Below are 20,063 nucleotides of genomic sequence, written 5' to 3'. Positions count from 1 at the left end.
TTTTTTATACTTTTGTCGTTATATTATTTGTAAAGTAATTAAAGTTTTTGAAATGAAAAAAATATTTTTATATATCCTTGCTGGATCTTTGTGTTTTACAGCTTGTAAAAAGGATGATGAAGTGGAAAGATTTGTAGAACCAGATGATATTGCGGTAAGAAATTCTTATGACGAGCAGGCTATTCAGAAATTTATGGATGCCAATTATCTCGACAGTCAGGGAAATGTAAAAGCATTCAGCGCGAGTGATCCTGCTGATGATAATTTCAAAAAACTGTCGGAGCTGAATCCTGTAAAACTTCCTTCCGGAGTTATCTATATAAAAAGAGTTGACGCCCAGCCAAATCCCGGAGTTGCTATTAACACTGATTCTAATTCAAACACAGCAAGTTTAGTTAAGATGATGATAAGAGCAAATTATTATGTTGCCACAGATTTGGACGGAAACGTATCGCTTACTTCTTACGGAGCTTTGGTGAACACCATAGATTCAAACCCAAGTCCTGTTACAGATCCTAAGTTTTATTATGTGAAAAAATCTGTTTTGGATGCTGCTACCACATATATTGCAAAACAAAGAAGCTATTATGAAATTGAAGGCTTTCAGGAAGGCTTATCTTACTTCACAGGTTTTCAGGGAATGCCAAATGAAGCCAACTACAATCTTCAGGGTGTAATTATTGTTCCATCTAAAGCAGCATTTGCAAGAAATGAAAATTATTACGGACTTAAAAACACTACTTTTGTATTTAATTTCCAAGTTTACAATACACAGGTAAGACCTGCGGATCAACAATAAACTGACAGTAAATAAATTAAAAAAGTGCATCAATTAATATTGGTGCACTTTTTTTTAGATTTGAATTAAAGTTACTTCACATTCCCTAAGATATCCGGGAAATATTTATCAGAAAGATGTTCAAACTCATCACCTCTCATAAACATGGAAGCATCTACTTCTTCATAGCTGTCTCTTCCTGCAGCAGCAATGAGTTCATTACAAGTGTGCAGCGTATTCTTATGGAAATGATAAACCCTTTCGGCTTTATCGGTAACATCTAGTCCTTTTATCAGCATTTTATCTTGTGTTGCCACTCCAGTCGGGCATTTGTTATTATTACACCTCAACGCCTGAATACATCCCAATGCAAACATAAATCCTCTCGCATTATTACACGCATCAGCTCCCATAGCTACCGCTCTTAAAATATCTAAACTTGTAAGTACTTTTCCGCTTGCTATAATTTTCACTCGTTCTCGGATGCTGTAATTTTTCAAAGTTCGGTTTACAAATATTAAAGCAGGCTCTAAAGGCATTCCTACTCCGTCTGAAAATTCTGGTGGTGCAGCTCCTGTTCCGCCTTCGGCTCCGTCTACGGTTATGAAATCAGGATAAATTTTCAAAACATTCATCTGAACACAAATGTCTTCAAATTCTTTGGTATCGCCAATACACAATTTGAAACCTACTGGTTTTCCTTCGGATAACACCCTCAATTCCTGTACAAAATGCAATAAACCTACTGCATTAGAAAAAGCAGAATGAGATGGAGGTGACAAAATAGTTTCTCCCGGTTTTACGTGGCGTATTTTTGCAATTTCCGGGGTGTTTTTAACTCCCGGCAAAACCCCTCCATGCCCTGGTTTAGCTCCTTGAGATAATTTAATTTCAATCATCTTAACATTCGGAAGAGATGCATATTTAGCAAATAATTCTGGATTAAATTTCCCTTCTTCATCCCTACATCCAAAATATCCCGTACCAATTTGCCAGCAAAGATCCCCCCCCTCCAAATGATATGGAGAAATACCCCCTTCACCGGTATTATGATAAAAATTACCTTTTTTGGCTCCTCTGTTCAAAGAAATCTGAGCACGATCACTCAATGCACCAAAACTCATTGCGGAAATATTAAACAATGAGGCATGATAAGGCTTACTGCACTGTTCACCGCCAATCCAAACTCTAGGCAATTCTTCTTTCGGACTTTTAGCATAAATAGAATGCTTTATACCCTCATATTTTCTATGATTAACTTCCAACTGAGTTCCGAAAGGTACTGTATCGCTAAGATTTTTGGAGCGTCTGTATGCTGCAGATCTTTGATTTCGAGGAAAAGGCTTGCCATCTGTTTCTCTTTCGATAAAATACTGCTGCATTTCCGGAGAAATATTTTCGAAAAAATATCTAAAATATCCTAATACTGGAAAATTTCTTAAAATGGCATGTTTACTCTGAGTGATATTATAAACTCCCAGAAAGTAAATCGCTGTAAGAAGTATCGGAATCCAGTAATGGGCTTTTATTAATAAAGCAATTACCCATGTACACAGGAGCAAAACAACTCCCCACAACAAAAATTTGTTTCTCATTCTTTCATTATTTTAACCTCAAATATAAAGAATGAAAACGAGAAGAAAAATTAAATAAAAAAACAAGAAGAAATGAAACATTTTAGCCTACTTTGTTGTCTTAAAAATAAACCTTAAAATAATACTGCCATGAAAAAGAAAATATTTACGTTCTTAGGGATCTGCATTTTGGGACAGGGCATTTTGTTTTCACAGAAAAAACTACCTGTAATTAAAGCAAATTCTATAAGTGTAGACATAAAAGACGGAAACACACTCAAAAAAAATGCATGGAATATTGTTCCGGAAGAAAAGTTGGATGTGTACACAACTTCCTCCAAAAAAGTAACTTTCTACACAGATATAGATTCTATATCCTTTAAAATTGATCCGAAAAAGGAATATAATTTTATTATTTTGCTGAAAGGTAAAGATTCTGCAAGAACACAAATAAAATACGTCCCTTCCCGATTGGAAATTTTAAAAGGTGGCGAGAAATATAATTTTTCAGACCAAAGATTGATTCCAAAATTCACTTATCAGTCTAAAGAGAATGAAGACTTAAAAAAAATAAGAAAAGAACTACGATTAGATTCTATTGCAGGAAAAGGAAATGAATTATCTCAAATTTTCAATTTAATGCATTGGGTACACAACTTAGTTCGGCACGATGGAAGCAGCAATAATCCTACATTAAAAAATGTTGTTGATTTAATAAAAGTCTGTAAAGCCGAAAATCGTGGCGTAAACTGTAGAATGCTCGCCACAATTCTAAACGAATGCTATCTTTCTATGGGCATAAAATCCCGCTACATAACCTGCATGCCTAAAGAAACCAATTTTGATGACTGCCACGTTATTAATATGGTGTACAGTAAAGATTTGAAAAAAATGGATTTGGATTGACCCCACTTTTGATGCCTATGTTATGAACGAGCACGGAGATCTTTTAAGCATTCAGGAAGTAAGAGAAAGACTTACCAAAGGGCTTCCGTTAGTTTTGAATGCAGATGCTAACTGGAACCGAGAATATCTACAAACAAAACAAGACTATCTGGAAAACTATATGGCAAAAAATCTATACAGAATGCAAACCACATTGGAAAGCGAATACAATACAGAAACCTGGAAAAAAGGAAAAAAAGTAACGTATGTTGAACTGCTTCCGTTAGATGGAATTGAACAAACTCCACAAAAGAAACAAGAAAGTAATACCGAAACCGGAGTTAATTTTACATATTACAAAACCAATAATCCAGATTTATTTTGGACGATTCCCAAATAAATATAAATAAGAAACAGCAATTTCACTAAACTTTCTCCAGGAAGTTTTCATAAGAATTCAGCACAGAAACAGTACCATCGGATTCAATCTTATCAAGTTTTAAGAATTCGATGGTATTAACCGATTTAGCATCAAAATCTTTCTGTACTCTCACATAATTTTCTGTAAAGCCAAACATTTTCCCCTCTTTATTTTCATGTTCCCAAAGAACAGGAAGCGTATTTCCGAGTTGGGTTTGGTAAAATGCCATTTTTTTCTTTTCAGATAAAATTCTCAGCATTTTGTTGCGCTTTTTTCTTTCAGAAATAGGTACAATATCTCCCATATCTGCAGCTTCTGTATTTTCTCTTTCGGAGTAGGTAAAAACATGCAGATAAGTAATTGGCAGTTCATTCAGAAAATTATATGTTTCTAAAAATTTCTCTTCTGTTTCTCCCGGAAAACCTACAATTACATCTACCCCAATTGCTGCATGAGGCATTACTTCACGAATTTTCGCCACTCTGTCGCTGTACAGTTTTGTGAGATAACGTCGTTTCATTTTTTTAAGCAAATCATCACTTCCCGACTGCAAAGGAATATGAAAATGCGGAACGAAACTTTTACTTTTAGAAACGAGTTCGATACTTTCGTCTTTCAGAAGATTAGGTTCAATAGAAGAAATACGGATTCTCTCGATTCCTTCCACCTGATCCAGTTCTGAAATTAAATCTAAGAAAGTATGTTCATGTCTTTTATTGCCAAATTCACCTTTTCCGTAATCTCCGATATTTACACCGGTTAGAACAATTTCTTTTATTCCTTTTCCGGCAATTTCTCTGGCATTGTTAAGTACATTTTCGATGGTATCAGAACGAGAAATCCCTCTGGCTAAAGGAATAGTACAATAAGTACATTTGTAATCGCAACCGTCCTGAACTTTAAGAAACGCCCGGGTTCTATCTCCTATAGAATAGCTTCCGATAAAGAAATCTGTTTCTTCAATCTCGCAAGAATGCACAATACCTTCATGTTGAGATTTCTGAAGATCATCAAGATAACTTAAAATATTGAATTTTTCTTTGGCTCCCAAAACCAAATCTACCCCTTCAATTTGCGATATTTCTTCTGGTTTCAGCTGTGCATAGCATCCAACAATCACCACCAAACCTTCAGAATTGGCTTTCATGGCTCTTTTCACATGAAGTTTGCACTCGCGGTCTGCATTTTCTGTAACCGAACAGGTGTTGATTACATACACATCAGCTTTATCATCAAAACTTACCTTACTGTACCCTGCATCTGTTAATTGACGGGCAATCGTAGAGGTTTCTGCAAAATTGAGTTTGCAACCAAGGGTATGATATGCGGCAGTTTTTTGAATTGTTGACATTTTTTTGAAGCTGAATTTTATGGGTGCAAAGATAATCAATTTAAGATGAATATGTACAGACCACAATTTCAGTATATTGTAAAGGCATTTGAAGATGCTTTAAAAAACAAATAAGCCGCTTCGGAAGAATGAAGCAGCTTATTGTTGATATATTTTAAATTTATTTTAAAGATTATTCAAGATAAATTCTGTCATTTTCTGGTAAAGTTGCGGTCTGGTCTGTCCTCCGTAAATCCCGTGGTTTTTATCCGGATACGCCATAAAATCGAACTGTTTTTTATTCTGAATTAAAGCTTCCGAAAACTCCATAGAATTTTGAAAATGCACATTATCATCCGCAGTTCCATGAATTAGCAGAAACTTACCTTTCAGCAATTTGGCGTGCGTTGTCGGAGAATTATCATCGTATCCTGCAGGATTTTCTTGCGGAGTGAGCAAAAACCTTTCGGTATATACAGAATCGTAATACCTCCAGTTCGTTACAGGTGCAACTGCTATTCCCATTTTAAAAACATCTGCTCCTTTCGTCATTGCAAGACTTGCCATATATCCGCCAAAACTCCAACCGAAAATTCCTATTCTGCTTTTATCAATGTAACTTTGATTTCCTAACCATTTAGCTGCTGTTATCTGATCTTCAATCTCGTATTTTCCAAGGTTTTTATAGGTAACTTTTTTAAATTTAGCTCCTTTATAGCCGGTTCCTCTTCCATCGACACACGCAATTACATAACCTTTCTGAGCCAACATTTCAAACCAAATTGCATTGCCGTTATCCCAAGAATTAGCCACTTGCTGCGATCCCGGTCCGGAATATTGATACATAAAGAGCGGATATTTTTTCTTAGGATCAAAATTTTTAGGTTTTATAATCCATGCATTCATCTGATCTCCCGCAGAATTGGGAATTGTGATAAATTCTTTTTCAGAAAAATTATCAGACTGAAGTTTTTTAAGCTGTTCATCATTATTCTGAAGCTCCTTCATTACCTTTCCATTTCCGTCTTTCAATACAAAAGTATAGGGTTTTGAGGCGGTAGAAGAAGTTTCGATAAAGTAATTGTAATTTTTACTGAAATTAGCAGAATTATTTCCTTCCGCATTAGAAACCAACTGAGACTTCCCGTTTTCTATATTGATTTTTGAAACCACTTTATTAATACTCCCTTTTTCTGTCGTCTGAACGTAAATTTCTTTAGATTTTGGATTAAATCCGTAGTAATCGGTAACCTCCCAATTTCCTTTTGTTACCTGTTTTTTCAGTTTCCCGTCTTTATCATACCAATACAGATGGCGGAAACCGTCTCTCTCTGAAGCCCAAAGAAAAGAATTATCCTCCAAAAACTCTAAGGTTACATTATCTGTATCAATCCATTGGTTGTCGGTTTCTGTAAAAAGTTTTGTTACGGCTCCGGTTTTGGTATTTACTTTTAAAACATCCGAAGCATTTTGTGTTCTCTGCGAAGTGATGAGAACCATTTCGTCTGAAGCGGAAGTCTGAATAACATTCGGAATGTAATAATTCTTAAAATTATCAAGATTAATCTTACTTATACTGCCTTTTCCTAAACTGAAAATATATGCAGAAACCACCGAATTTTTTTCACCAGCTTTAGGATATTTATACCTCATCTCGGATGGATAAAGCGATTTTCCGTAGATGGGAATGTAAATTTCGGGCACTTCTTTTTCATTAGATTTCACAAAAACAATAGCATCCGAATTTTTTGTCCATTCGTATAATCTTGCATGCCCAAACTCTTCTTCATACACCCAGTCTGCCAAACCGTTCAGAATTTCATTCTTTTTACCATCCTTTGTAATTTGAGTGATATTGCCTGATGATAAATCCTGATAAAAAAAATTATTATCTGTAATGAAAGCTACTTTTGTAGCGTCTGGAGAAAATCTAGGTTCCTGAATAGGTTTTCCTTCATTCAGAGTGATGGTTTTTCCTGTTTTAAGGTCTTTCACATCGAATATTCCTAAAAAAGAGTGTCTGTAAATAGGCTGACTGTCTTTTAGCAAAAGAATTTTAGATTCATCATCAGAAAACTCATAACTTTCAAAATTTCCATCAACAAGATTACCTTCCTTTTGAGAAGTTTTATAAGAATACTTGGCAATTCCGCCCTGTTCTATTACCAGATAGCTTTCGCCGTTTTTCATAGAGGTAATTCCGGCAATTCCTTTTCCTCGGTAATATCCCGAATATATTTTATCCAAAGTAATTTCCTGGGCATTAAAATTCTGAAATAAAGCCACAAGACTAAGTGTAAGAATAAGTTTTTTCATTGTAATAAATCCTGAATTTCAAAGATAAACATTTTATTTTCTCAAGGTGAACTAGGAACTTACCGTTTTGGCAAAAAAATTGAATAGTTATTCTATATTAATGATTACATCCTTAAAACCAATAATTATGGAAACAAAAGACAATGAAAGAAAATTAAACCGCTACGATCTTGAAGACAAAACTGTTTTTACCGGCTTTTCTGATTTTAATGATGCTAAAAATTATGCCCAAAATGAAGGTGGAAAATTAGTAGAAGTAGCCTTTAAAGATGGTAATGATAATCCCGTAATTAGCAATGAAGCAGGACTCATAGAAAAAAAATTACATTATTTTGTAGATGCAGGACCAGAATACAAATTCATTCACTCGTCTGACGAAGGATTTAGACAATATGCCGATGAATTACAGAAAATAAAGGCAAAACTTGAACAGTCTCCTCCAGATGAAAGATACATCGCAAGTTTTGAAATTGAAAATGCTGAAGATCCTATCATCGTACTGAAAAACGATGCTTTCGAATCGGTAACTTCCCGAGAAAGATCTAAATATCTGAAAAGTGCAAACGTTTACGAAATTGGTGTTACGGTACCAAAATCCTAATCATAAAAAAATCGGTTTGACGTTGCTCAAACCGATTTTTTATTAATAAACTCCTGCTTTATTTTAATGATTATAAAGCACAGCATAATATTCTTCTGCCATTCTATCGCTGTTGAAGTATTCTTTTACATCTTTCATAGAATTGTGCTGAATTTTTCTCCACTGGTCTGGCTGATCATAGTAAATAGGAAGAATTTCATTTTCCAGAATATCGTATAATGTATTCAGGTCATAATTATCCTGTTCATAAATACTCATATTCAGATAATCTGCTTTAGGAACAACAAAAGCATTTTCGCCATGTTTTGCAAATTCAGGAATCCAGCCATCGTCGGTAGATAAGTTCACCGACCCATTCATTGCAGCCGTCATTCCCGAAGTTCCCGAAGCCTCTCGCGGAACCCTCGGATTATTTAACCAAACATCTGAACCCTGTTTCAAAGATTTGCTTAAAGCAAGTTCGTAGCCGGTAAGAACAGCCATATTTTTATGATTATTACTTTCTTCAACTAAAGTATTAAATGTAGAAATTGAAGAATAATCCATCGGATATGGTTTTCCTGCCCAAATAATCTGCACCGGATATTTAGGGTTATTCAGCAATTTTCTGAATCTTTCTTTATCCTGCAACAGCAAATTTGCTCTTTTATAGCCTGCAAATCTTCTTGCCCAAACTATGGTAAAAATATTAGGGTTGAATAAATTCCCTGTCTGATCTGCCACAATCTTAAACAATCTTTTTTTGAGAAGTTTTTTACGATAATCAAAAATGGTATCGTTATTTTCATCTTTAGCAATGTAAAGCTCTTTATCTGCCCAATATTTGAATTCCTGAGCGTTGGTAATAGACTTTATTTCGCAAATGCCTTTATACTTGCTCCACATCGCTCTGGATACTTCTCCGTGCAACTGAGAAACTCCGTTTGCAATTCTTGCCATTTTTAAAGCACAAAGAGAATGGTTGAACATTTCTCCATCCGATCCTTCAAGATTTTTAACTTCCTCCATACTGAATCCCGAGAAATAAGACATATCGTAACACAGTTTCAGATTATGTTTTTCATTCCCAGCTTCTTCTGGAGTATGAGTGGTAAAAACGAGCTTCTGCTTTACTTTTCTAAAATCACCTTCGTATTTTTTCAGGAGATAAAATGCTGCAGGAAGCCCATGAGCTTCATTAAGATGATAAACATCTCTTTCTATATTCATCTCGTCCAAAAGCTTTGCACCACCTTTTCCCAGCAAAATATACTGCGCAAGCTTAGTAGATTCATTGGCATCATATAATCTGTGACAGATTGTTTTCGAAACATGGTCATTCTCCGGAACATCTGTAGAAAGAAAGAACATTGGTGCTGTATTGAAAATTTCAGGATCCAGATACCAAACCTTCACCCAAACCGGAGCACTGTGAATTTCTATCTGAAACTTTATCCCCGTATCTTCCAGAAAGCTGTACATTTTTTTTGTCCAGACCGGTTGCAAAGTCTGATCGTGGTTTCTTGCCTGATCGTAATATCCAAACTTCCACAAAATACCGATTCCTATAAGATCCTGATTAAGATTATAAGCACTTCTCATGTGAGAACCTGCAAGAAAGCCCAATCCGCCAGAATAGATTTTCAGAACCTGCTCCAAAGCAAATTCCATAGAAAAATAAGCAACTTTTGTAGAAAATTTTGGGTTGATATGATAAGGTATTGTATAGTTTTTAAAATCCATAAATCATTTGTTTGTGCTAAAAAGAAACAAAGGTATTGAATAAGAAAATAAACTAAGTATTAATTATTTGATAAATTATTTTTAAAAAAATTAATGAATAATAATTTTTACTACCTTTAAATGTAAATTTTTGATAATCAAAAACTTCAAAACAATTTCAACATCGGGTAAGTATTCATTTCTTTAAATACAATATCATGAAAAGAGCATTTTCGGAGGAAGATTTGGTAAAAAATCTCAGTTTGTATTATCTCAACAGACACTTAAAAAAGAAACCTATAGAAAAATATCACCGTACGATAGACGAATCTCCTCTTCACCAACGCGAAAAGTATAAAAAGAAAACAGAAATTCTTCTGCTCAATTCTTTCATGCATCATTTCCCGGAAATCACTTTTGAAAATCTCACTTGCGAAAGTCCCGATTTTATCGCCAAATGCAATGGTAAAAAGATAGGAATAGAACTTACTGAAGTGATTAATCATCTTGAAATGAAAAAAATGGAAAGTAATCTGAATAAGATTTTCCGCCAGGCGGAAATATTACTGGAACAAGAAAACGCTGCGAAATATCGTGGCGTTTATTTTTTGGAATTTCACGAGCATATTGCTATTGATAATCTAGAAAAACAGCAGGAAATTATTCTTAACATCTATAAAAGCATTAAAAAAGAAAAACCTGTTGGAGTTGTGAAAAATTTGAGAAAATCTTCTCACCGCAGAAATGTTTTTATCACTCACGAATACAATATGAATCTTTTTGATGAGCTATGTTCCGAAAAAATTGTAGAACTTATTAAAAAGAAGAATGAAAAATTTCCTTTTTACGATAATTCTGTGGACGAATGTTGGCTGGTAATTGTTTCGGATATGAACTCTATTGCATCCAGATACACGTTTATCCAGGATCAGCAACATCTTGAATCGGTTAAAAGTCCGTTTCATAAAATTTTTCACCTCGAGAATCTTTATGGAAATATTACAAGTATTAAATAAAACCTAGCTTATTATATAGAATAAGCAAATAATAGAATTATTCCTTATCATATTTGGATTATTATTTTAAATATAGTGATTTTTAAATAAATTTATTTAAATTTGATACACTTTAACCTTAATACCAATAAGATATGAGAAAAATTCTATTAGCTACTCTTTTCTGCATTTCATCTTTATTGTACTCTCAGGCAGACTGCTCTACCGCTTTGTCGGTATGTGGTAACTCCACCATTACATATAGCCCTACAGGTATAGGCAATGTGAACGAATCTTTGGGAGGATGTCTTAGCAGCGGAGAACACAATTCTATCTGGTATAAAATTACAATTGCAACCAGTGGAACTTTAACTTTTGATTTGGTACCTACCAACTCTGATGCGGATTATGATTGGGCAATTTACGGTCCCAATTCAACATGCGGATCTCTTGGAACTCCCATTCGCTGTAATGCAGCAACTGTTGTTGGCGTGGGTGCTTCAACAGGTCTGAATATGACAAGCACCATTACGAGTGCTGCCGGAGGTTCTTTAACACCGTACTGTCAATACCTGAATGTAACGGCTGGCGAAACTTATTATTTATATATTGATAACTGGGTGGGAGCTGGTAGTTCTACCACAGCACCTTTTTCGCTTACTTGGGGCGGAACAGCTACTTTATCTTCACCATTTACCAATCCTAGCATTCAACCAAATCCTTTTGTTCCTCCCGGATCTCCGGCAGCAAACCCTAATGATCCTAGAGAAATTCTTATCTGTGTGAGCCCGGCAACATTTGATTTCAGCACACTTTCTGCGGGAATTCTGAATTCAAATCCTAATTTCACTGTATCTTATCACAATTCTCAAAATGATGCATTAACAGGATTAAACCCTCTTACAGGAAATCAAACTGTAAATACAACTACTACTTATTATTACAGTATTCATTATCAGGATCCTGCGAACCCAAACAATCCTTTGAATTCATGCCGACAAATTGGAGCTTTCAAGTTTAAACAAGGAAATATTGTTGCCAATGATGTCACTATGTATGCATGTAACAATAATTACAGCGGACAGGGATTATATAACCTTACTACTGCAGGCGTATTTTCGGGAAGTAATGTGGTGATAAAATATTTCCCTACTATGAATGATCTGAATGCAGGTACTTCTCAGATTAGCAATCCTACACAGTATGTTTCTGGTCCCGGAACTGTGTATGCATTGGTTACCACTTCAGAAGGCTGTTCAGATTCTGCTGCAATAACTTTAAGTTTTTATTCTGGTTTTTCCGTTAAGGACGCTACATTAAAGGTGTGTACTTTTAATTCTGTTATAAAAACCGGAGTATTCGATCTTTCTACTGCGAATGTTTCCTCTCAATCCGGATTAACAAAAGAATATTACCCTTCTGTAACCGATGCTATTAACGAAACCAATAAAATTACTGCTTATCAGAATTATGTATCTCCCAACGGATATGTTTTTGTAAAAGTAACAGATGCGAATGCTTGCTATAATATCGCTAAAATAAATTTGGAAGTAATTCCTCCAGTTTATTCTACAGTATTGAAAGATAAAACAATTTGTTTTGAAGACAAAACAACTCTGGATGCCGGATCTGGATTCAGCGAGTACGAATGGAGCACCGGAGCCACTACACAAACAATTTCTAATATTGGAGTAGGTACTTATTGGGTAAAACTTAAAACCGGAGACTGTATTGCTATTCAGAATGTAAGAGTTTATGCAGCCAAAAGCCCTGTAATTACCAGTGTGAACATCTCTAATACAACTGTTACCATCAATGTAAACGGAGGAACTGCACCATACAAATATTCTATGGATAATGTTTCTTGGCAAGATTCTAATGTTTTCTCTAATCTGAAAAGAGGAGATCATAAAATCTTTGTAAAAGACCAATACAATTGTAATCCTATTGAAATTTCGATTGTTGTTCCTAATATCATTAATGTAATTACTCCCAATGGTGACGGATATAATGATGCTATAGATTATTCTGCATTAGCCAATAAACAGAATCTTGTTTTTGATGTGTATGACAGATATGGAAATATGATCTTCCATGCCGGCAAGTTCAATAATTACAAATGGGAAGGAACTTCCGGAAACAAAAAAGTTCCTACCGGAAATTACTGGTATTCTATTACTTGGAATGAAAATGACAAAAAAAATACCCAAATGAAATATTCCGGATGGGTAATGGTAAAAAACAGAGAATAATTGGAATATAAGATTATGGAAAACCGCCTGTGGGCGGTTTTTCTGTTTTAGAATGCTTTTTCGAGAAAAAAAACACTATCCATTCAGCTCTGTTCCGCAAAACTACTTTACGAATGTCTTTAGCCCTGATTGCAGCGGCATCCTTTTTTGTGGCAGGCGAAGCGAAGCGGAGTCTGCCACAAAAAAGATACAGCGGAAAGCAGGAAACAGCTCCAAATAAAAACCATTAATAGAATATTTTTCAATCTCTCAGAAAATAGAACAACTTCATCATTCAGTTAATTGTTATCTTTGTCAAAATTTAAAAAAACAAAAAATATGAGCATTCACATTAGTGCTAAAAAAGGTGAAATCGCCAAAGTAGTTTTGCAGCCCGGTGATCCTTTGAGAGCAAAATATATCGCTGAAAATTTTCTTGAAAACGCAAAATTGGTGAGCCAGACAAGAGGTATTTTTTATTACACAGGAACTTATAAAGGAAAAGAAATAACTGTTGGAGCAAGCGGAATGGGTTTCCCAAGCATCGGAATTTATTCGTTTGAACTGTTTACAGAATATGAAGTGGAAACCATCATAAGAATCGGAACTTGCGGCGGATATTCTAATGACGTAAAACTTTTTGACCTTCTGAACGTGGAAAATGCGGCAAGTGAAAGCACGTACGCAAAATTTGCATGGGGATTTGAAGATGATATTCTCCCTCACCAAGGAAATATCTACCATGTTATTAACGAAACGGCTGAACAACTGGGTCTGAAAACAAGAGCAACCAACATCCACAGCAGTGATATTTTTTATAGAAAAGATCCTGCAATCCCGGAGATTGCAACAAAATACAGCTGTCCTGCCGTAGAAATGGAAGCGTTTGGATTATTTGCTAATGCCAAACAATTAGGAAAAAATGCGGCAACAATTCTTACCGTTTCCGATATTATTCCTACTCAGGAGCAAATTTCTTCTGATGAAAGAGAAAGAGCTTTAAAACCTATGATTGAATTGGCTTTAGAATCTGCTTTAAAGGTAATTTAATCTAAAAAAATGCATAAAAAAAGCTCATTTTCACTGAAAATGAGCTTTTTGTAATTTATCGCAGAAATATTCCGGGATTTTATTTCAAATAAGTATCATAAAGATCTTTTCTACGGTCATTTAAAACCTGTACAGAACCGTTGTAATGAAGATCTTTCAGTAAATTCAAATCTACATCTACAATTAAAGTCATCTCTGTATTAGGTGTGGCTTCACCTTTAATCGCATTGGATGGAAAAGCAAAATCTGAAGGGGTAAAAACCGCAGCCTGACCAAACTGAATATCCATATTATTTACACCCGGCAAATTTCCCACACAACCAGCAATCGCTACATAACATTCGTTTTCGATAGCTCTTGCAGCGGCACAATGACGAACTCTGGTATATGCATTCTGCGTATCGGTAAGATAAGGTACAAAAAGTATTTTCATGCCCTGATCTGCAAGAATTCTTGGTAATTCGGGGAATTCAACATCATAGCAAATTACCAGTCCTATTTTTCCGCAATCGGTATCAAAAACTTTAATCTCGTTGCCCCCTTTCATTCCGTAATATTTTCTTTCATTCGGGGTAATGTGTACTTTTCTGTATTCATCTATTCTTCCATCGCGATGCAAGAGATAACTGATGTTATACAGATCATTATTTTCAAAAATCGGCATACTCCCCGAAATGATATTGACATTATAACTGATTGCCAGTTCGGAAATTTTATTTTTAATCTGTTCGGTGAGTTTTGCCAATTCAATCATACTGTCACGTTCCGAAAGCTTATTAAACGGTGCAAGCAAAGGAGTATTGAAAAGTTCCGGAAACAGTACAAAATCTGATTTGTAATCGCCCATTACATTCACAAAAAATTCTACCTGCTCGTAAAATGCATTAATGTCTTTAAAATGCCTCATTTGCCATTGAACCAAACCCAGCCTAACCACACTGTCCTGCATTGTATTTGGTTTTTTGCTGTAATAGATATTATTCCATTGAAGCAAAACTGCATTTTCTCTGGATGCTTCATCTTCAGGAAGATACTTTTTGAGAACTTTTATTGGCAAAAAATTATTGGATAGCTGAAAAGACAACACAGGATCGTACATTTCCTTATCTCTTACTTTTCGGATGTATTCTCTGGGTGAAAGTTCGTGACTGTATTTATGGTAGTGAGGAATTCTGCCCCCAAGAATTATAGATTTAAGATTGAGCTGTTCGCAGAGCTCTTTTCTCGCGTCATACAATCTTCTTCCCAACCTCAACTCACGATATTGCGGATCTACAAATATTTCGATACCATACAGTACATTTCCGGTAGAAATATGGGTGTTGAAGGTATAATTCCCAGTAATATCGCTGTAAGTGTGGTCATCCCCAAACTCATCATAATTTACTATAATTGAAAGTGCAACTGCTGCTATTTTATCATCTACGGTAATACAGATTTGCCCTGCTTCAAAAATCTTATTTAGTTTTGCGATACTTTTTTTAGACCATACATATTCCGACATTTGGGGATAAGCCCTTCTCATTGTTTCTACCAATTCATCATAATCCTCAACCTTTAAGGTACGCGTTTCTATCTGCATATTTTATTTTTTCCTAAAGTTAAATAAAAACTTAGAAAATATCAAGTTTAAGAAGACTGTAAGAAAGAATAGCAAGCTTGAAAAAATGAAAATTTCAATTTTTTTTATCTGAATCACGGTAATTTTGCGACCAAACTTTCCGGAAGGATTTTTAGAATAAAATAAATGATTTTCCACTTAAAATTGGGGACGATAGTAAACGTATTTCCGGCATTTACAATAAAATCTGCAACATAATCTGGCTGCATGATAAGGTTTTTATTCAATTCTAAACCAGCATTGATTTTGGTATCAATATATCCGATTACCAAAGCATTAACTTTAATTCTTCTGTGCGACAATTCTTGTCTTAAACCTGCTAAATAGGTTGTAAATGCGGCTTTAGTACTTCCATAGACGAAATTACTTTTTCTTCCACGTACTCCCGAAAGTGAAGACAACCCAATGATTCGTTCTAAATTTTTATTGCTTTCATCAGTGGCAACAATATTCAGAATTGAGACGGCTCCCATGTAATTAACCTGCATCATTTGTTGAGTTCCGCTAAAATCCTTTAAGGCTTTTTCATTTTCCACCAAAAATCCTGCTGCATAAACAACTATATGAGGTTTTACGGAAAGTGCATCGTAAAATTTCTGGTGAGAACCAAAATCGGATGAGTCAAAATATAAAATTGTAACTTTTGAATTTAGATTATTGGCATGTACGAATTCTTCTAAAGATTGTAAATTTCTAGATGCCGCAATTACAGAAAATCCTTTGGCAACATATTTTTTGATACATTCTTTTGCTACATCCGAATTAGCTCCTAAAATAAGTACCATTTTGTTTATATTTTGACTCATGAAAGAATATTTTTTATGTAAAAAAAGTTTCGGCGGGGCGGCTTCGCCGCCCCGCCGAAACGAAGTATTTTAAAATTCTGAATTTATTTTTTTTCGGTTTCAATCTCTTTTTTATCTGCAGGTTTTTCAGCCGCAGCTTTTGTAGCTTTTTCACCAAAACGGTTTTCGGTGAACTCTCTTGAAATAGCCGCTTTTTCGAATTTCAATTTGCCAGAAAGAGTTTCAATAATTACTCCGTCTTCCAGAACCTGTGCAATTCTCCCATGAAGACCAGAAGTAAGAACTACTCTGCTTCCCACTTTTAGTTCTTCCTGAAATTTTTTCTCCATTTTCTGCTTTTTCATCTGAGGTCTAATCATCAGGAAATAAAACCCAACAAACATTACCCCCATCATAATAAGCATCATAGGAGAATTTCCTCCCGGTGCAGCCTGCAAAAATATTGTTTCTAAATTAATCATATTACTTTTCGATATTAGCTGTAAATGTTAATTTAATCGGCGACTTATCTACGTTAGCAAAAACATCAGCATATTTACTAACAGCACCATCGAAGTTAGTAGAATCGAAACTTAAAGTAATTTTTCCTTTTTTACCCGGCATAATCGGATCTTTTGTAAAATCTGGAGCAGTACATCCACACCCAGGTTTAACTTCAGAAATAATTAAAGGATTTTTACCTGTATTAGTGATTTCGTATACGTGGTCTACTTTTTTACCTTTTTTAATGTTTCCAAAATCAAAACTGTTTTCAGAAAGTGCAACAGTAGTAATAGGTTGGTTAGATTTAACAGGTGTAGGTGTTTCACCTGTTACAGCTGTATTAGCAGGAACCGGCACATTTTCTGGCACTACTTGTCCTGTAGAATTGCTATCTTTAGGTGCATTAGTAGAGTCTACATTAGTAATTTCTGTATTGGAAGTTTCTTTTTTCTCTTCTTTTTTACAAGAAACCAATCCGAATCCGATAACGGATAAAGCTATTATTGATAATGTCTTTTTCATTTTTTATTTTGTTTAAATTCTGTTTAAATCTTTACAATATTTGTCTAAAATACCATTGATGAAAATATTCGATCTGTCGGTTGCAAATACTTTAGCAATCTCGATATATTCATTAATAATTACTCTTGAAGGCGTAAAACTAAAATTATCCAACTCTGTAAAAGCAGTCGTTAAGATAACTTTATCCATAAGAGAAACTCTCTCCAAATCCCAGTTTTCAAGACGTTCTGAAAGCTTCTTTTCATTAGCTTCCCAATTATTGAGAGTATCTCTCAAAAGTTTGCTGGCGAAATTCTTATCCTCTTCGTCTTTCATCATTTTAATGAGCGTCCTGCTTTCTTCGTTTTCCTTCATAAAACCGATGGTTTTCTGTATCATCGAATTGGCAATGTGAATATCATCTGCCCAAGTAAGCTCTCTATCGCTGATGTAATCGTGGAAATCGTCGTTTTCTGCAATATACCTCAAGAAAAGCTTCCCGATAAACTTTTGATCTTCTTCAAAAGAATAGCCTTCTTCTTTCATAAAATCCTGATACCTTTTTCCGGCAGTTATTCTCTGGAAAGTTTTTACCAGCATATCATCATGAAGATCCCATTTAAGATCTTTGTGCTGTCCGGTAAAGAAAAGTCTTTCAGGGTTTTCTTCAAGCTTTTTTAAAACCTGATTGTTGATGAATTTTTGGTTGGGATTTATATCAGAATCTGTTTTGAAGTATTTGTTTTTACCAATTTCCATCTGATTTTCTGCCAGCTCTTTCAAACCTACCAAAAAATTCAACTGAAAAATATAGAGATTATAGATTTTCTCTATTCCTGTAAACATATTTTTTTCTAATACATCTGTTTTAACAGGGTTTTGGTAGTACGAATAAACAGTTTCTACCACTTTCTCACGGATTTGTCTTCTTCCTAACATTCAAAGAGCTTTTTTATGCGGGCAAAGATATGAAATTTAAAATTTACTCGATTCTCGTTCTGCTCCAATTTTTGTAATTTTGTGAAAGTTTATGAAAGCACTGAAAACACTCAACCCTTATTTCTGGAAGCACAAAATACTATTGTTTTGGGGGTTATTATTCATCATCGCCAGTAATTTTTTCAATATATATAAAGTACAGTTTGTAGGTAAATCGGTAGATGAGCTTGCTAAAAACGGTAATTTGGGATTCAACCGGCAAGTTTTAATTTACGTAGCCATTATTGTAGGATGCTCTCTTCTTACCGGATTTTTCACCTTTATGATGAGGCAAACCATTATTGTTGCTTCAAGAAGAATAGAATACGAGCTGAAAAATAAAATCTACAGACATTATCAGGATTTATCGCTTACGGATTACAAACAAACCACCATCGGGGATTTAATGAACCGCCTGAGTGAAGATGTTGTAGCGGTAAGAATGTATCTCGGTCCTGGTGTAATGTATGTAATAAATTTATTGATTTTATTGCTGATTACCAGCGTTTACATGATTAAAACAGATATTTCTATGACTTTATGGACATTACTTCCACTTCCTGTTTTATCGTATATTATTTTCAAAGTAAGTTCCGTTATCAATAAAAAGTCTAAAATAATGCAGAAAAGCCAGTCTGCGATTTCAACATTTGTTCAGGACAGTTTTTCGGGAATACGGGTTGTGAAATATTTCGCCAAAGAAAAATACATCGAAAAAAATTATGGAATTAAAGTAAACGATTATCAAAACAAAGCATTAGACTTAGCCAAAACAGAAGCATATTTTTTCACCATCATCCTTTTTGTAATCGGATTACTGAATGTAGCTGTAATATTTATTGGAGGTCAGAAATACATTTTAGGAGAATTATCTGTCGGAAAAATTGCAGATTTTTTCATGTATATTAATATTTTAATCTGGCCTTTTTCTATGGTTGGATGGGTAACTTCGATTAATCAAAGAGCTGAAGCTTCTATGCAGAGAATTAATGAATTTATGGATAAGCAATCTGAGATTTACAACAAAAATTTCGATGATTATCAAATAAAAGGTGATATAGAATTCCGCAATGTTTCTTACGTTTACCCCAATACCGGAATTAAAGCGCTTGAAAATTTAAGTTTTAAAATTGAAGCCGGAAAATCTTTGGCGATTATGGGTAAAACCGGAAGTGGTAAATCTACCATCGCCCTTTTGCTCTGTCGACTTATTGATCCTACAGAAGGTGAAATTTTAATAGACGGCAAAAATTTAAAAGATCACAACTTAACCAATTACCGAAAATTCATAGGATACATCCCACAGGAAAGCTACCTTTTTTCTGATACTATTGAACAGAATATTGGCTTCGCAATAGACAACCCAACCCACGAAAGAGTTGTAGAATATGCGAAAATTGCAGATGTACATAAAAACATTATAGATTTTAAGGAACAGTATAAAACAATGGTAGGAGAACGAGGCGTAATGCTTTCCGGCGGACAAAAACAAAGAATCTGTATTGCGAGAGCTTTAATAAAAGATCCACATATCATCATTTTTGATGATTCTCTATCCGCTTTAGATACTGAAACCGAACAGAATATTTTAGAAAACATCGACACCAAAATAAAATCTGCCACTTCAATAATCATCACACACAGAGAATCGAGTGCACAAAGAGCAGACAAAATACTTAATTTAAGCGATATTGTCGATTCTGCAACTGCTTAGGATTTTTTTTCTGAATTGTTAAATAAATCATAAAAAAAATTTTGTGATTAAAAGAAATATTTTATATTTGTTCTTAAC

17 protein-coding genes are annotated in these 20,063 nt (G+C 34.6%); 8 read left to right on the top strand and 9 right to left on the bottom strand.

Going from position 1 to position 20,063, the window contains the following annotated elements:
- The first annotated feature begins 52 nt into the window (after window positions 1–52).
- On the top strand, window positions 53–799 hold the full coding sequence (locus IV513_RS01870) for a hypothetical protein (protein ID WP_209388823.1): 747 nt from the start codon (window positions 53–55) through the stop codon (window positions 797–799).
- Window positions 800–870: 71 nt separating this feature from the next.
- On the opposite strand, the gene IV513_RS01865 is transcribed toward IV513_RS01870, so the two are convergent.
- Window positions 871–2,373, bottom strand: a complete 1,503-nt coding sequence (locus IV513_RS01865; RefSeq protein ID WP_209388822.1) for an FMN-binding glutamate synthase family protein — start codon at window positions 2,371–2,373, stop codon at window positions 871–873.
- 129 nt (window positions 2,374–2,502) lie between these two features.
- Between IV513_RS01865 and IV513_RS01860 the strand changes: the two genes are divergently transcribed.
- Both IV513_RS01860 and IV513_RS01855 read left to right on the top strand, forming a co-directional pair.
- The gene (locus tag IV513_RS01860) at window positions 2,503–3,258 is read left to right on the top strand and encodes a transglutaminase domain-containing protein (protein WP_209388821.1); all 756 of its coding nucleotides are present in this window, start codon (window positions 2,503–2,505) and stop codon (window positions 3,256–3,258) included.
- A 22-nt stretch (window positions 3,259–3,280) separates the two neighbouring features.
- Window positions 3,281–3,637: a hypothetical protein gene (locus IV513_RS01855; RefSeq protein ID WP_209388820.1), complete on the top strand. Its 357-nt coding sequence runs from the start codon at window positions 3,281–3,283 to the stop codon at window positions 3,635–3,637.
- 25 nt (window positions 3,638–3,662) lie between these two features.
- On the opposite strand, the gene mtaB is transcribed toward IV513_RS01855, so the two are convergent.
- On the bottom strand, window positions 3,663–5,009 hold the full coding sequence (gene mtaB, locus IV513_RS01850; protein WP_209388819.1) for a tRNA (N(6)-L-threonylcarbamoyladenosine(37)-C(2))-methylthiotransferase MtaB: 1,347 nt from the start codon (window positions 5,007–5,009) through the stop codon (window positions 3,663–3,665).
- 165 nt (window positions 5,010–5,174) lie between these two features.
- Window positions 5,175–7,304 carry a S9 family peptidase gene (locus tag IV513_RS01845; RefSeq protein ID WP_209388818.1) on the bottom strand — a complete coding sequence of 710 codons (2,130 nt, stop codon included), beginning with the start codon at window positions 7,302–7,304 and terminating at the stop codon, window positions 5,175–5,177.
- Between the two features lie 127 nt (window positions 7,305–7,431).
- On the opposite strand from IV513_RS01845, the gene IV513_RS01840 reads away from it, so the two are divergent.
- Complete coding sequence (locus tag IV513_RS01840) at window positions 7,432–7,905, top strand: hypothetical protein (RefSeq protein WP_209388817.1); 474 nt, start codon at window positions 7,432–7,434, stop codon at window positions 7,903–7,905.
- Window positions 7,906–7,968: 63 nt separating this feature from the next.
- On the opposite strand, the gene glgP is transcribed toward IV513_RS01840, so the two are convergent.
- Window positions 7,969–9,627, bottom strand: coding sequence for an alpha-glucan family phosphorylase (gene glgP, locus IV513_RS01835; protein ID WP_209388816.1), 1,659 nt, complete (start codon window positions 9,625–9,627; stop codon window positions 7,969–7,971).
- A 197-nt stretch (window positions 9,628–9,824) separates the two neighbouring features.
- Between glgP and IV513_RS01830 the strand changes: the two genes are divergently transcribed.
- The 3 genes from IV513_RS01830 (at window position 9,825) to deoD (ending at window position 13,882) form a co-directional block, all read left to right on the top strand.
- Entirely contained in the window at window positions 9,825–10,622 is a 798-nt protein-coding gene (locus IV513_RS01830) for a hypothetical protein (protein WP_209388815.1), read from the top strand.
- A gap of 134 nt (window positions 10,623–10,756) precedes the next feature.
- Window positions 10,757–12,853, top strand: a complete 2,097-nt coding sequence (locus IV513_RS01825) for a T9SS type B sorting domain-containing protein (protein WP_209388814.1) — start codon at window positions 10,757–10,759, stop codon at window positions 12,851–12,853.
- A gap of 318 nt (window positions 12,854–13,171) precedes the next feature.
- A complete protein-coding gene (gene deoD, locus IV513_RS01820; RefSeq protein WP_209388813.1) occupies window positions 13,172–13,882 on the top strand; it encodes a purine-nucleoside phosphorylase in 711 nt (236 codons plus the stop codon).
- 79 nt (window positions 13,883–13,961) lie between these two features.
- On the opposite strand, the gene IV513_RS01815 is transcribed toward deoD, so the two are convergent.
- From IV513_RS01815 to nusB, 5 genes are all read right to left on the bottom strand, one after another.
- On the bottom strand, window positions 13,962–15,464 hold the full coding sequence (locus IV513_RS01815) for a carbon-nitrogen hydrolase family protein (RefSeq protein WP_209388812.1): 1,503 nt from the start codon (window positions 15,462–15,464) through the stop codon (window positions 13,962–13,964).
- Window positions 15,465–15,577: 113 nt separating this feature from the next.
- Window positions 15,578–16,309 carry an SDR family NAD(P)-dependent oxidoreductase gene (locus IV513_RS01810; protein ID WP_209388811.1) on the bottom strand — a complete coding sequence of 244 codons (732 nt, stop codon included), beginning with the start codon at window positions 16,307–16,309 and terminating at the stop codon, window positions 15,578–15,580.
- Between the two features lie 83 nt (window positions 16,310–16,392).
- Window positions 16,393–16,716 (bottom strand): preprotein translocase subunit YajC, encoded by a 324-nt coding sequence (yajC, locus tag IV513_RS01805; RefSeq protein WP_243577757.1) that lies wholly within the window; start codon window positions 16,714–16,716, stop codon window positions 16,393–16,395.
- Between the two features lie 55 nt (window positions 16,717–16,771).
- Window positions 16,772–17,314 (bottom strand): DUF1573 domain-containing protein, encoded by a 543-nt coding sequence (locus tag IV513_RS01800; protein ID WP_209388809.1) that lies wholly within the window; start codon window positions 17,312–17,314, stop codon window positions 16,772–16,774.
- Window positions 17,315–17,326: 12 nt separating this feature from the next.
- Window positions 17,327–18,232, bottom strand: a complete 906-nt coding sequence (gene nusB / locus IV513_RS01795; RefSeq protein ID WP_209388808.1) for a transcription antitermination factor NusB — start codon at window positions 18,230–18,232, stop codon at window positions 17,327–17,329.
- 91 nt (window positions 18,233–18,323) lie between these two features.
- Between nusB and IV513_RS01790 the strand changes: the two genes are divergently transcribed.
- Entirely contained in the window at window positions 18,324–19,985 is a 1,662-nt protein-coding gene (locus tag IV513_RS01790) for an ABC transporter ATP-binding protein (RefSeq protein ID WP_209388807.1), read from the top strand.
- Window positions 19,986–20,063: the final 78 nt, after the last annotated feature.

It is taken from the genome of Chryseobacterium sp. RR2-3-20 (genome assembly GCF_017808115.1).
In the GTDB taxonomy this organism is placed as follows: domain Bacteria; phylum Bacteroidota; class Bacteroidia; order Flavobacteriales; family Weeksellaceae; genus Chryseobacterium; species Chryseobacterium oryzae.
This window is presented reverse-complemented; position numbering and strand designations above follow the sequence as displayed.